Below are 13621 nucleotides of genomic sequence, written 5' to 3'. Positions count from 1 at the left end.
GAGACGGTAGGGTGCGCCGTGCGCACCGAGGATTCCGCGAGGAAATGGTGCGCACGGCGCACCCTACGGATGAGTTCATGCCGTCAGCCGCTCAAAGGCGCCGGCAAGGCCTCCTTCATGGCGCGCCCCCAGGCTGCAGGCGCTGTCATTGGCGATCAGTCGGCCCTGGTGCAACAGGAGCAGGCGGTCCTCGGCCTGGACTTCATCCAGCAGATGGGTGGTCCAGAGCACCGCCATACCCCGGTCGCGGCAGAGTTGGCGCACGTGCTGGTTGAGGCCGTCGCGGCTGGCCGGATCCAGGCCGCTGCTGGCTTCGTCGAGCAGCAGCAGGCGCGGTTCGTGAAGCAGCGCGCGGGCGATTTCCACCCGGCGCCGGTGGCCGCCATTGAGCAGGCGCACCTTGTCGCGCCGGCGTGGGCCCAGCTGCTGGCGCTCCAGTTCGCGTTCGATGCGCTGGGTCGCCACTCTGCCCGGCAGGCCGTGCAGGGCGGCGTGGTAGCGCAGGTTCTGTTCGACGGAGAGGTCCAGGTCCAGGGTGCTCTGCTGGAACACCACGCCGAGCCGCGCCAGGGCGGCGCGCGGCTCGCGGCGCAGGGAATGGCCGCAGACACTGATCTCGCCCTGCTGCAGGTCGTAGAGGCGGGTGAGCAGGGCGATCAGGGTGGATTTGCCGGCGCCGTTGGGGCCGAGCAGCGCGGTGAAGCTGCCCGGCGCAAGACGAAAGTCCACCTGATCCAAGGCGCGGCGCGGGCCGTAGGCGAAGCCCACACCTGCCAGCTCCAGGGCACTCATGGGGTCACCACCACGCCCCAGGGGTAGCGGCCGACCTTGATCGACTTGCTCACCTTGAGGCTGTCCACGTCTATCACCGAGACATCGCCGCTGATGCCGTTGGTGGCCAGCAGGCGTTTCTCGTCCGGGGTGAAGGCCAGATGCCAGACACGCCGGCCCACCAGCAGGTAGTCGAGGATTTCGTAGGTCTTGGCGTCCAGCACCGCCACATGATTGGCCGGGCCGAGGGCGACGAACGCGTACTTGCCGTCGCGGGTCAGCTTGACCCCCACCGGCTGCACCTTGTCCGGATGCACGCCCTTGATCCGGAATTTCAGCACCTTCTGCACCTGGCGGCTGGCCACGTCCACCACCGTGACCGTGCCGCCGATTTCGGCCGAGGCCCAGAGCAGCTTGCCGTCCGGGCTGAACTCCACATGGCGCGGGCGCTGGTCCACCAGGGTGTTGTCCACCAGTTGCTGGGTGGCGGTGTCGATCCAGTGCAGCATGTTGGTGGTTTCGCTGGTGTTCACTGCCCACTTGCCGTCCGGGCTCACCGCCATGCCCTCGGGCTCTACGCCTACCTGTATCTGCGCCAGCACCTGGTCGCTCTGGGTGTCGACCACGGTCACCAGGGCATCGTCCTCGTTGGAGATGTACAGCCAGCGGTCGTTGGGATGCAGGGCGAACTGCTCGGGGTCGGCGCCGGAGGGTAGCTCCTTGATGATCTTGCGGCTGGCGAGGTCCATTACCTGAACGGTGTCCGAATCGCTGGCGCAGATGTAGAGCAGCTTGTTGTCACTGGACAGCGCCAGGCCTCGGGGGCGAGCGCCGACAGCCAGACTCGCGGTGACTTCCAGGCTTTCCAGGTCGATAAGGCTGACGCTGTCGTCCTTTTCATTGGACACGTAGGCGGTGGCGGCCAGTGCCTGGCCGACGAAGACCAGCAGGGCGGAGGCGATGGCAGCGGCAAATGGCGTGGGCATGGCGATTGTCCTTGTTGTCTTGGTCAGTTGGCTGCGGCGAATTGCCGGCAGGCGCTTTCCGGACGGTCGAAGCCCAGGCTGTCCAGCTCGCTCACCGGGTGCAGGAAACCGTCCTGGGGCGAGGTGCTGACCAGGGCGCGGGGGTGGACGAGGGGGATGGGCTGGCGCAGCTGGCCGTCCCAGTCGCGGTAGCTGAGCTTGCGGCCCTTGAAACCGTCCAGGGGCAGGTCGGCGGACAGCGCCAGGGTACGGATAGTGGTGGGGTCGGTGCTCCTCAGGCGGGTAACGGCGCTAGCGATGCTGCGCACGGCGATCCAGGCGGCGAAGTCGCGGTCGTTCATCCAGCGCCCGGCCAGGGCTTCGAAGCGCTTCTGCAACTGGGCGGCGCCGTAGGTTTCCACTGTCTTGTGCCAGCCGGTCGGGGTCAGGCCCTGGGTGCCGACCACCGGGCGCGGGTACCAGGTGTTGTAGGGCAGGTACTCGCCGAAGTCGCCGCGCTCGTCGGCCACCAGCACCACGTCGTACTCGCTGGCCTGGGTGAACAGCGGCATCTCCGCCTGGGCGCTGCGGCGCTGGTCGTTGTCGAAGCTCCAGGGTTTCTCCTCGACGATCTTGGCGCCGAAGCGGCCGGCGGCGCGACGCAAGGCGGCGGCATAGGCCAGATCGTCCGGATGCTGGCCGCTCACCAGCAGCCAGTGCTGCCATCTGCGCGTGGCGAGGAATTGCGCCAGGGCGTCGGCGAGCATGGCGCGGCTGGGCAGGCTGTGCAGCAGGTTGGCCCGGCACTGGGCGCCCCGCAGCGCGTCGTCGGCGCTGCCAGCGTTGAACAGCAGGCTGTCGGGCAGGGCGTCGGCCAGCTGCAGCACCTGCTCGGCCGGCGCGTTGACCACGAACAGGCGCAGGCCCTCGCCGTGCAGGGTGCGGGCCTTGTCCAGCAGTTCCGCGGGGGCGGCGGTGCGGGTCGCGCTCAGTTCATAGCGGTGCTTGAGGAAGCGCCCGGTGCTGTTGCTGTCGGTGATGGCCAGCTCAGCGCCGCGCAGGCCGGCGTCCTCCGGCTCGGGAATGACATTGGACAGCAGCGGGCCGCGGGCCGGCTCCCAGGCCAGGTAGCCGATGCGTACCTCAAGCCCGCCGTCTTCGGCGCGGACGTGGGTGGCGACCAGGGCGGCGCTGGACAGGGCCAGAAGGTAGGCCAGGCCATGGAGCAGGTAGTGGCGCATCGGGCGGCTCCTTTGAAGGTGGAGCCAGCATAAGAAGGGGCAGGGTCCCGGGAAATATGCAGAAAGTACCGGTCGGACGGTACCAAGGTAGGAGAAACCGGTTCGCGATTCGGCCCTAGCATGGCCGCACAAGAACCAGAGTGAGGTCGGCCCATGCACATCCTCAAACACCTGCTGTTGCCTTTGCTGTTGATCCTCAGCCTGCTCGGTTTCGACCGCGCCGGGCCCGCCGATCTCCGCGACCAGGGCGGCGCTCCGGTGCTGCCGGTGATCTGGCTGGAGGAGTGAAGTCCGTCATGTCCGCGCTGTCGATGGATGCGGGTCATCTCCTGGCCCGGTGTCTCGAATGGTGGGGTTTGCGCCTTCTTCCTGATTCGGAAAAGCACCCGCGCATGCCGAGAAATCCTCCCAGTGCGGCCATGACTTGGGTTTGCTGCCAAAGCCCCTGTCGCCACCTCCCGACGGGCTACTCCCAAGGGAGGCCGGTGCGACTGCCACGAAGGTACTGCCCGGACGGTACCAAGGTACAAGAGCCTCCCACGGCGCCCGGCCCTAACCTGACAGCCAGAGGAACCTGCAAGAGGATTCCGTAATGGCCATCATCAAGCATCTGCTGCTCCCCCTGCTGGTCATCTGTTGCCTGCTCGAGTTCGAAACGGCCAGGGCCTCCGACAACATGGCCCGCTGCAGCTTCTCCCTGTCAGGCCAGACCCTTTCCCTCCCGACAGCGCAATTCGTGACCGACTGAACGGCCCGATCCCTCCCGCTTCCCCAGCAGCCAGCTCGCTGGCGAATGGTCTCCCTCCCGTCGCCGGCGAGTTGGCGCCTTTGCGTTCGATTCCGCCTGGCAGCCCATTAAACCGCCTCCGCTCGCACTACTACCAAGGGAGGAGGAGCTGGCCACCAAAGCAGGATGGGGAGGATGCCCGGGGCTTCTTACCATTTGCTCACAGCGCTCCGACCGGGGCGCCGCCTTGCACAGCTCAATGAGGATGTACGTGATGAACAAGAACAGCGCACTGCGCGGCCTCGCATTCCTGGCCGGTCTGACCCTCAGCGGATTTGCCATGGCCCACGGCGACGTGGTGCCCCAGGCGGTCAACACCGAAGGCCTGGAGCAGTTGGGCAAGGAGTGGCGCGACGAGAACCCCTACCGCAAGCCCTACGCCAATAACGCCCTGGCGGTGGAGATCGGCGCCTCGGCGTACAACCAGAACTGCGCCCGTTGCCACGGCCTGGAAGCCAAGTCCGGCGGCATCGCCCCCGACCTGCGTTACCTGGAAGCCGACGCCAGTGGCGATGAGTGGTTCAAGGAGCGGGTGATCAATGGCGCCGTGCGCGACGGCGCGGTCTACATGCCGAAGATGGCCGACTACCTCAGCCAGGAAGCCCTCTGGGCCATCCGCACCTACCTGGATAGCGTCGCCGTGAGCGAGTGACCGCCATGCGCCTGCTCGCCTTCCTGGTCTGTCTGCTGTGCCTGCCCGTGGCACAGGCACAGGTGCGGCCCTATGACGACATCCTCGACTCGGGGGTGCTCAAGGTGGCCGTCTACGAGAACTTCGCCCCCTACAGCTTCCAGGAAGAAGGCCGCGCCCGCGGCGTCGACGTCGACCTGGCGCGCGCCCTCGCCGATGGCCTGGGCCTGAAGCTGGAGCTGCTCTGGGTCGTCCCCGGCGAGAAACTCGACGACGACCTGCGCAACTTCATCTGGAAGGGGCACTATCTGCGCCCCGGTGTGCTCGCCGACGTGATGCTGCGAGTGCCCTACGACCGCGACTTCTCGCAGAAGCGCAACGATGTGGGTGAGCTGGCCAACGAGCAGGTGGTGATGTTCGGCCCCTACCAGCGCGAGCGCTGGCAGGTGGCCTATGACAGTCGCCGGTTGCACGAGGTGCCGAGCATCGGCGTGTTCCAGTTCCACCCCATCGGCGTCGAGCTGGAGAGCGTGCCGTCCTTCTACCTGACCTCGGTGTTCGCCGGGCGCCTCGCGCGCAATACCCATCATTACCCCGGGCCGGCGGCGGCCTTCGAGGGCATGCGCAAGGGCGAGGTGGACGCGGTGATGGCCCTGCGCGGCGAGCTGGACTGGCTCGAACACCGGGCCCACGACCCGCAGATCAGGAATGCCGACAGCACCTACCCCAACCTCGGCGAACCCGACTGGGACATCGGCATGGCGGTGCACGAAAGCAACCGCCAGTTGGCCAATGCCCTAGAGGGAACCATCGACGGCATGATCCGCGATGGGCGCATGGAAAAGCTCTATGCCGGCTATGGCCTGCAGTACGAGCTGCCGGGACTCTACCAGGACGTTCAATAGCCGGAGGTGCGGGATGCACAGGCGTTCGTTGTTGCTCTTGGGCATGCTGGGTTGCGCAGCCCCTCTCTGGGCCGCGCAGGACCCGGTGGAATCGGTGATGTGGGATTACTTCCACCAGCGTCTTCTCGGCGGTCAGCCCTTCGTCCATGACCCGGGTGTGGTGCTGGAGGCGCCGCCCTTCGCCGAGGACTCGCGCCAGGTGCCGATCCAGGTGGATGCCAGCGCCTTCACCGGAGAGGTGGTGAAGATCATGGCCTGGGCCGAGCTCAATCCCATTCCGCAGATATTCGTCTTTCACCCCGGCGAGCGGGTGGCGCCGCTGCTTGCCATCCGCATCCGCGTCGAGCAGGCCACACCCATCCGCGCCGCCGTGCTAACCCGCGACGGCCTCTGGCACATCGGCTCGACCCGCATCGACGCCGCCGGGGGCGGTTGCACCGCGCCGAGCCTGGTGCGTGCCCAGGCCGGCTGGGAGGATCGACTCGGCCAGGTGCATGGCGGCCGCTTTCCCCTGGGCGACGGCAGCCGCCTGCGCTTGCGCATCGACCACCCGATGGACAACGGCCTCACCGGCGGCATTCCCGAATTCTTCCTCAACCAGGCCGAGCTGCGCGATGCCGATGGCCAGCCCCTGGCGACCCTGGAGCTGTTCCCGGCGGTCAGCGAGAACCCCACCATCAGCCTGGAAGTGCAGGGCCGGGAGCAGGCGCAGTTGTGGCTGCGGGACAACAACGGCAACGAGTTCGAGGCCAGTTTCTGAAGGAGAGCCCATGCGCTTGATCGCCCTGCTGGTGGCCTGCCTGGCGTTCACCGCCCAGGCCAGCCAGGACTATTCGCTGAAACCCCGGCAGATTGCCGATGGCACTTGGCTGCTGGAAGGCAGCACCGACAACTTCGACGCGGCCAACGGTGGCAACATCGTCAACACCGCCTTCATCGTCACGGGCGATGGCGTGGTGGTGATCGACAGCGGCCCCTCGAAGGCCTATGGCGAGGCCATGCGCCGGGCAATAGCCGAAGTCACCGACCAGCCGGTGGTCCTGGTGCTGCTCACCCACCATCACCCGGATCATGTGCTGGGCAACCAGGCCTTCGCCGATTCGCCCATCGCCGCCCTGACCGGCACCCGCACGCTGCTGCAGGAGCAGGGCGAGGCCATGGCGGAAAACATGTACCGCCTGGTGGGCGACTGGATGCGCGGCACCGAGGTACTGCTGCCCACCGAGACGGTCGAGCCCGGTATTCGCCAGGTCGGTGGCCACCGCTTGCGCCTGCTTGGCTTGCATGGCCACACAAGCGCGGACCTGGCCGTGCTGGATGAAAGCACCGGCGTGCTCTTCGCCGGCGACCTGGTGTTCTACCAACGAGCCCTGACCACGCCCAACAGCCCCGGCCTGGATGCCTGGCTGGCCGACCTGGATCGCCTGGAGGTCCTGCCCTGGAAGCTGCTGGTGCCCGGCCACGGGCCCATCAGCCGGGACAAGGCGCCATTCGTGCAGATGCGCGATTACCTGGGCTGGCTGGATGCCTTGCTGAAGGACGCGGCGGCGAAGGGGGAGGAGATGAACGCGGTAATCCGCGCGCCGATTCCCGAACGCTTCGCTTCGGTGAACCTGAGCCGCTATGAGCTGATCCGCAGTGTCAGCCACCTCTATCCGAAGTACGAGATGGAGCGTTTGCCGAGGGTGGATAGCGCGGCGGAGTGAATGGGCTCATTGGTGCGCGCGGCGCACCCTACGGTCGAACCCGAGTGCTGGGTGTACCTCGTAGGGTGCGCTGTGCGCACCGTTCCGAGCTCTGGCGCTATACCAGCTCAGCATGCTTCAGTTCGCTCTTCAGGTAGGCGTAGTAGATCGGCGCCGCCACCAGTCCCTGCAGGCCGAAGATCGACTCGAATGCCAGCATCGCCAGCAGCAGCTCCCAGGCCCTGGCGCTGATCTGGCCGCCGACGATGCGCGCGTTGAGGAAGTATTCCAGCTTGTGGATGGCGATCAGGTAGCCCAGGGCGCCGACCGCCACCCAGAGGGATACCGAGAATCCGGCGATGAAGATCAGGGTGTTGGACATCAGGTTGCCGATCACCGGCAGCAGTCCGAGGATGAACGTCAGCAGGATCAGCACCTTGGTCAGCGGCAGGTGGATGTCCATCAACGGCAGCACCACGGCGAGGAAGATGCCGGTGAGTGTGGTGTTGACCAGGGAAATCTTGATCTGCGCGAAGACGATGTTGCGGAACGCGGTCACCAGCAGGGCCATGCGCTCAAGCAGCAGGCGGCTGAGCGGGCGCACTGTCTCGAAATTGGGAATGGGCTGCAGGGCGATGATGGCGCCCAGGATCATGCCGATCAGCATGGTCACGAAGGTATGCGCTGCGCCCTTGCCCAACAGTTGCAGCTGGCCGACGTGGTCCCGCAGCCAGTCCATCAGTTCGCGGCGCAGCTCATCGGCGCTGGCCGGCAGGTAGTTCTCGATGGAGGCCGGCAACTGCGCCCGGGCCTGTTCAGTCAGGACGATGAATTTTTCAAGCAACTGGCCGGGGTTGCGCAATTCCTGCGTCACCACACCGCCGATCCAGACGAAGAACAGCGACAGCATGCTCACCACCAGGGTGCCCAGCAGCGCCACCGCCAGCCAGCGGGCGCGGCGCCCCCCGGGGATCACCGGCTGCAGGCGCGGGGCCAGGTTGATCACCAGTTCATAGACCAGCAGTCCTGACAGCAGGGATGGCAGCAGATGGAAGGGCAGCACCAGCAGCAGGCCGATGAGGACGATGGCCCAACTGGCCAGTAGCAGTTGACGATCAGTGAAGAGTTGCATAGGTCCCGGGAGCGATGAAGTGCGGAGCAGGGCGGCAGTCTGCCAGCGCCGGGTGAGGTTGCACAATCGGCAGCTGAAGTATGCAGGGACGGTTCGGTATTGCTACCAACGGAGGAGGAAAATCCGCACTGCGTCCAATTGTTGGCCATCGGCGGCAAACCAAGAATTTGCGGCAGACCGGGAAATTTTCCCGGGTCACAACAACAAGCCCGCAGAGGTAGCCGCAATGAAGCTCGCCACACCCTACCAGCCTTTCGCCCGGACGCTGCTGTGCGTCGCCGTGGCGCTGTCCAGCAGCCTGGCCCAGGCCGGCGTCACCGACGAAGAAATCCTCGACGACGCCAAGTCCACCGGCGAAGTGGTCACCAACGGCCTGGGCCTGCAGGGACAGCGCTACAGCACCCTGGCCGCCCTCAACAGCGACAACGTGCAGCAGCTGCGCCCGGTCTGGGCGCTGTCCTTCGGCGGCGAGAAGCAGCGCGGCCAGCAGGCCCAGCCCCTGGTCAAGGACGGCGTGATCTATGTCACCGGTTCCTACTCACGGGTATTCGCGGTGGATGCGCGCACCGGCAAGAAGCTCTGGCAGTACGATGCGCGCCTGCCCGACGGCATCATGCCCTGCTGCGACGTGATCAACCGCGGCGTTGCCCTCTACGGCGACCTGGTGATCTTCGGCACACTGGACGCCAAGCTGGTGGCGCTGAACAAGGACACCGGCAAGGTGGTCTGGCGCAAGACCGTGGCCGACTACAAGGCCGGCTACTCCATCTCCGCCGCACCGCTGGTGGTCAAGGGCAAGCTGATCACCGGGGTCGCCGGCGGCGAGTTCGGCGTGGTGGGCAAGATCGAGGCCTACGACCCGAACAATGGCGAGCTGCTCTGGACCCGCCCCACCGTGGAAGGCCACATGGGCTACGTCTACAAGGACGGCAAGAAGGTCGAGAGCGGCATCTCCGGCGGCGAGGCAGGCAAGACCTGGCCCGGCGACCTGTGGAAGACCGGCGGTGCCGCGCCCTGGCTGGGCGGTTACTACGACCCTGAGACCGACTCGCTGCTGTTCGGCACCGGCAACCCCTCGCCGTGGAACTCCCACCTGCGCCCGGGCGACAACCTGTATTCGTCCTCGCGCCTGGCCCTCAATCCGGACGACGGCTCGATCAAGTGGCACTTCCAGACCACCCCGCACGATGGCTGGGACTTCGACGGCGTCAACGAACTGGTGTCCTTCAACTACCAGGACGGCGGCAAGACGGTGAAGGCCGCGGCCACCGCCGACCGCAACGGCTTCTTCTATGTGCTGGACCGCACCAACGGCAAGTTCATCCGCGGTTTCCCCTTCGTCGATGAAGTGACCTGGGCCAAGGGCTTGGACAAGGACGGCCGGCCGATCTACGACGATGCCAAGCGCCCCGGCGCGCCCGCTGCCGACGGCAAGCACGGCAGTTCGGTGTTCGTCGCGCCGTCCTTCCTTGGCGGCAAGAACTGGATGCCCATGGCCTACAGCCAGGACACCGGCCTGTTCTACGTCCCGTCCAACGAGTGGGGCATGGACATGTGGAACGAGAACATCGCCTACAAGAAGGGCGCTGCCTACCTCGGCGCGGGCTTTACCATCAAGCCGCTGAACGAGGACTACATCGGTGTGCTGCGCGCCATCGACCCGAAGAGCGGCAAGGAAGTCTGGCGCTACAAGAACTACGCGCCGCTCTGGGGCGGGGTGCTCGCCACCAAGGGCAACCTGGTGTTCACCGGCAACCCCGAGGGTTACCTGATGGCGTTCGACGCCAAGTCCGGCAAGAAGCTCTATGAGTTCAACACCGGTTCCGGCGTGATCGGTTCGCCCATCACCTGGGAGATGGACGGCGAACAGTACGTGTCGGTGCTTTCCGGCTGGGGTGGCGCCGTGCCGCTCTGGGGCGGCGAGGTGGCCAAGCGCATCAAGGACCTGAACCAGGGCGGCATGCTCTGGACCTTCAAGCTGCCGAAGGCGGAGGCGGTGGCCAAGCGCTGATCCCCCGGCAAGGCCCGCTCCGGCGGGCCTTTGCTTTTCGTAGGTTGGTGCAGAGCGAAGCGAAGCCCAACGAGCCGCGTCGGATAGATCCGTGTGGCCACCGTTGGGCTTCGCAGGCTCAGCACCAACCTACCTGCCCATTTCTACGACCAAGGAATCATGGCCTTGTACTGGCCAGAGGCCGCTTAATACCCGCAGAACAATGACAAGGCGCCCGGCGCCAAGCATCAAGGGGTATGAAATGCGCAACTGCCTGTTCCAAAGCCTGCTGATCCTCCTTCTCGCCGGCACCGTGGCGCTGGCGGGATTGCCGCCCTGGCTCGGCATCGCCCTGTGCCTGGCGGTGCCCTGGCTGTTCTGGCGCAAGGGCGCAACCGCTCCGCCGACGGCCACGGGGGAGGGCACCGATGTGGCGCGGCTCACCCGCGACCTGTCCCGCAGCACCAGTCACAATGCGCTCTCCGCCGCTGGGGTGGCCTACTCGGTGGACCGCCTGGCCGAGCGCCTGCAATCCCAGCTGCAAGCCGCCGAGCGCATTGTCGGCAGCGCGGAGGCGATGATCGCCACCGAGGCGGCCACCTCGGAACTCAGCCAGCAGGCCTTCGCCGCCGCCCATGACGCCCGCCGCAGCAGCGACGAAGGCCGCGAGGTGCTGCGCCAGGCCATCGACCTGATGCACCAGTTGAGCGCCAGGGCTGGCGCCAGCCGCGAGCTGATCGCCTCCCTCAGCCAGCGCAGCGAGGAAATCCAGCAGGTGGCCCAGGTCATCCAGTCCATCGCCAGCCAGACCAACCTGCTGGCCCTGAATGCCGCCATCGAAGCCGCGCGGGCCGGCGAGCATGGCCGGGGCTTCGCCGTGGTGGCGGATGAAGTACGCGGCCTGGCCGGGCGAACCGCTAGCGCCACAGGCGAGGTGGGCCAGATGGTGGCCGATATCCAGCGTCAGACCATGGATGTGGTGGAACAGATCAGCCAGCTCTCCGCCGACCTCGACGCCGGCGTCGGCCAGGTGGAACTGACCGGCTTCCAGTTGGAGAAGATCGCCGGCCTTGCCGCAGCCGTGGAAGGCCAGGTGGACGAGATCGCCCGGGGCGCGCGGACCAATCGGGACCAGCTGGCCCACTTGTTCGAGGCGGTGGGGCAGGTGCGCAGCGACCTGGGCGTCGGCGATGAACAGACCCGCCGCCTGGCCGAGGCTGCCGGCCAGTTGGAAGGGCAGGCCGAGACCATCAGCGAACGTCTGGCCGAAGTGGGCCTGGACGATTACCACCAGCGGGTCTACGACCTCGCTCGACGGGGTGTGGCGGCCATCGCCGACCGCTTCGAGCGAGACGTGCGCGACGGTCGCATCAGCCTCGATGACCTGTTCGACCGTCGCTTCCAGGTTGTGCCCGGTACCTACCCGCAGAAATACGGCTCGCGCTTCGACCGCTACACCGACCAGGTGCTGCCGGCCATTCAGGAACCGCTGCTCAAGGACCACGAAGGACTGGTGTTCGCCATCGCCTGTACGGCGGAGGGCTATGTGCCCACCCATAACCAGGCGTTCAGCGCGGCGCCCAGCGGCGATCCGGAACGGGACATGGCCCGCAGCCGCAGCAAGCGCATGTTCAACGACCGCACCGGTATCCGCTGCGGCAGCCACCAGCAACCGCTGCTGTTGCAGACCTACACCCGCGATACCGGCGAGCTGATGCACGACCTGTCGGTGCCGATCTTCGTCCAGGGCCGCCACTGGGGCGGACTGCGCCTGGGCTACCGGCCGGAACAGGCCGCCGCGCCGGTGCCGCGAGCCAGCCGCCGGGAGGCCCTGGCCAAGGTCTGAAGGGCCGGCCCAGAGCGGTCGGCCATCTACTACCAAATGACGAGGGGGCCTGTGCCATGGGCGCATACCGGCCCCCCGCGGCGGCTGACTAAGATCGGTCCACAACCTGCCCACCCGGGCGGGCCCCGACCAGAGAGAGCAACGCCATGATCTATGCACAACCAGGCACTCCGGGCGCCGTCGTCAGTTTCAAGCCGCGTTATGGCAACTTCATCGGGGGCGAGTTCGTGCCGCCGGCGGGCGGCGAATACTTCACCAATACCTCCCCGGTGAATGGCGAAGTGATCGCCGAATTCCCCCGCTCCGGTGCCGAAGATGTCGAGAGGGCCCTGGATGCCGCCCATGCCGCCGCCAATGCCTGGGGCAAGACCTCGGTCCAGGACCGCACGCTGATCCTGCTGAAGATCGCTGACCGCATCGAACAGAACCTGGAAGTCCTCGCCGTCACCGAGACCTGGGACAACGGCAAGGCCGTACGCGAGACCCTGAACGCCGACATCCCGCTGGCCGTCGACCACTTCCGCTACTTTGCTGGCTGCATCCGCGCCCAGGAAGGCGGCGCCGCCGAGATCAACGAGAACACCGTCGCCTACCACATCCACGAGCCGCTGGGCGTGGTCGGCCAGATCATCCCCTGGAACTTCCCGCTGCTGATGGCCGCCTGGAAGCTGGCCCCGGCGCTCGCCGCCGGCAACTGCGTGGTGCTCAAGCCGGCCGAGCAGACCCCGCTGTCGATCATGGTATTGGCGGAAATCATCGGCGACCTGCTGCCGCCGGGCGTGCTCAACATCGTCCAGGGCTTCGGCAAGGAAGCGGGCCAGGCCCTGGCCACCAGCAAGCGTATCGCCAAGATCGCCTTCACCGGCTCGACTCCGGTGGGCGCGCACATCATGCATTGCGCGGCGGAGAACATCATTCCCTCCACCGTCGAACTGGGCGGCAAGAGCCCGAACATCTTCTTCGAAGACATCATGCAGGCCGAGCCGGCTTTCATCGAGAAGGCCGCCGAGGGCCTGGTGCTGGCCTTCTTCAACCAGGGTGAGGTCTGCACCTGCCCGTCCCGCGCCCTGGTGCAGGAGTCGATCTTCGAACCCTTCATGGTCGAGGTGATGAAGAAGATCAAGGCGATCAAGCGCGGCGACCCGCTGGACACCGAGACCATGGTCGGCGCCCAGGCCTCCCAGCAGCAGTACGAGAAGATCCTCTCCTACCTCGACATCGCCCAGCAGGAGGGCGCCGAACTGCTCGCCGGCGGCAGCTCCGAGCGCCTGGGTGGCGACCTTTCCAGCGGCTACTACATCCAGCCGACCTTGCTCAAGGGCCACAACAAGATGCGCGTGTTTCAGGAAGAGATCTTCGGCCCGGTGGTGGGCGTGACCACCTTCAAGGATGAGGCCGAGGCCCTGGCGATTGCCAACGACACCGAGTTCGGCCTCGGCGCCGGCCTCTGGACCCGCGACATCAACCGCGCCTACCGCATGGGCCGTGGCATCAAGGCCGGCCGCGTGTGGACCAACTGCTACCACCTGTACCCGGCCCACGCTGCCTTCGGCGGCTACAAGAAGTCCGGCGTCGGCCGCGAAACCCACAAGATGATGCTCGACCACTACCAGCAGACCAAAAACCTGCTGGTGAGCTACGACGTCAATCCGCTGGGCTTCTTCTGAT

General features: G+C 66.5%; 13 protein-coding genes. 9 read left to right on the top strand and 4 right to left on the bottom strand.

Annotation, left to right across the window (positions count from 1 at the left end; all coding sequences use genetic code 11):
* Nucleotides 1-75: 75 nt before the first annotated feature.
* Genes E8F12_RS13120 through E8F12_RS13110 form a run of 3 tightly spaced genes read right to left on the bottom strand, consistent with a single transcriptional unit; the run spans nt 76 to nt 2977 of the window.
* Nucleotides 76-792 (bottom strand): ABC transporter ATP-binding protein, encoded by a 717-nt coding sequence (locus E8F12_RS13120; RefSeq protein ID WP_280325688.1) that lies wholly within the window; start codon nt 790-792, stop codon nt 76-78.
* Nucleotides 789-1757, bottom strand: coding sequence for a YVTN family beta-propeller repeat protein (locus E8F12_RS13115; RefSeq protein ID WP_280325687.1), 969 nt, complete (start codon nt 1755-1757; stop codon nt 789-791). The genes E8F12_RS13120 and E8F12_RS13115 overlap by 4 nt, the downstream gene beginning before the upstream one ends.
* 23 nt (nt 1758-1780) lie before the next feature.
* The gene (locus tag E8F12_RS13110) at nt 1781-2977 is read right to left on the bottom strand and encodes an ABC transporter substrate-binding protein (RefSeq protein ID WP_280325686.1); all 1197 of its coding nucleotides are present in this window, start codon (nt 2975-2977) and stop codon (nt 1781-1783) included.
* A gap of 153 nt (nt 2978-3130) precedes the next feature.
* Here E8F12_RS13110 and E8F12_RS13105 point away from each other — a divergent pair, with 153 nt between their 5' ends.
* From E8F12_RS13105 to E8F12_RS13080, 6 genes are all read left to right on the top strand, one after another.
* Complete coding sequence (locus tag E8F12_RS13105; protein ID WP_280325685.1) at nt 3131-3265, top strand: hypothetical protein; 135 nt, start codon at nt 3131-3133, stop codon at nt 3263-3265.
* A gap of 304 nt (nt 3266-3569) precedes the next feature.
* A complete protein-coding gene (locus tag E8F12_RS13100; protein WP_280325684.1) occupies nt 3570-3725 on the top strand; it encodes a hypothetical protein in 156 nt (51 codons plus the stop codon).
* Between the two features lie 253 nt (nt 3726-3978).
* Nucleotides 3979-4416 carry a cytochrome c-550 PedF gene (gene pedF, locus E8F12_RS13095; protein WP_280325683.1) on the top strand — a complete coding sequence of 146 codons (438 nt, stop codon included), beginning with the start codon at nt 3979-3981 and terminating at the stop codon, nt 4414-4416.
* Between the two features lie 5 nt (nt 4417-4421).
* On the top strand, nt 4422-5300 hold the full coding sequence (locus E8F12_RS13090) for an ABC transporter substrate-binding protein (protein ID WP_280325682.1): 879 nt from the start codon (nt 4422-4424) through the stop codon (nt 5298-5300).
* A gap of 13 nt (nt 5301-5313) precedes the next feature.
* Nucleotides 5314-6060 carry a quinoprotein dehydrogenase-associated SoxYZ-like carrier gene (locus E8F12_RS13085; protein ID WP_280325681.1) on the top strand — a complete coding sequence of 249 codons (747 nt, stop codon included), beginning with the start codon at nt 5314-5316 and terminating at the stop codon, nt 6058-6060.
* A 10-nt stretch (nt 6061-6070) separates the two neighbouring features.
* Nucleotides 6071-7006, top strand: coding sequence for a quinoprotein relay system zinc metallohydrolase 1 (locus E8F12_RS13080; protein WP_280325680.1), 936 nt, complete (start codon nt 6071-6073; stop codon nt 7004-7006).
* A gap of 97 nt (nt 7007-7103) precedes the next feature.
* Here E8F12_RS13080 and E8F12_RS13075 read toward each other — a convergent pair whose 3' ends face one another.
* Nucleotides 7104-8117 (bottom strand): hypothetical protein, encoded by a 1014-nt coding sequence (locus E8F12_RS13075; RefSeq protein WP_280325679.1) that lies wholly within the window; start codon nt 8115-8117, stop codon nt 7104-7106.
* Nucleotides 8118-8343: 226 nt separating this feature from the next.
* Here E8F12_RS13075 and E8F12_RS13070 point away from each other — a divergent pair, with 226 nt between their 5' ends.
* The 3 genes from E8F12_RS13070 (at nt 8344) to E8F12_RS13060 (ending at nt 13620) form a co-directional block, all read left to right on the top strand.
* The gene (locus tag E8F12_RS13070) at nt 8344-10128 is read left to right on the top strand and encodes a methanol/ethanol family PQQ-dependent dehydrogenase (RefSeq protein WP_280325678.1); all 1785 of its coding nucleotides are present in this window, start codon (nt 8344-8346) and stop codon (nt 10126-10128) included.
* Nucleotides 10129-10369: 241 nt separating this feature from the next.
* Nucleotides 10370-11953: a methyl-accepting chemotaxis protein gene (locus E8F12_RS13065; RefSeq protein ID WP_280325677.1), complete on the top strand. Its 1584-nt coding sequence runs from the start codon at nt 10370-10372 to the stop codon at nt 11951-11953.
* A gap of 146 nt (nt 11954-12099) precedes the next feature.
* Nucleotides 12100-13620 (top strand): aldehyde dehydrogenase family protein, encoded by a 1521-nt coding sequence (locus E8F12_RS13060; protein WP_280325676.1) that lies wholly within the window; start codon nt 12100-12102, stop codon nt 13618-13620.
* The last annotated feature ends 1 nt before the right edge of the window (nt 13621 follow it).

The organism is Pseudomonas sp. BN102, from assembly GCF_029871245.1.
GTDB lineage: Bacteria > Pseudomonadota > Gammaproteobacteria > Pseudomonadales > Pseudomonadaceae > Metapseudomonas.
This window is presented reverse-complemented; position numbering and strand designations above follow the sequence as displayed.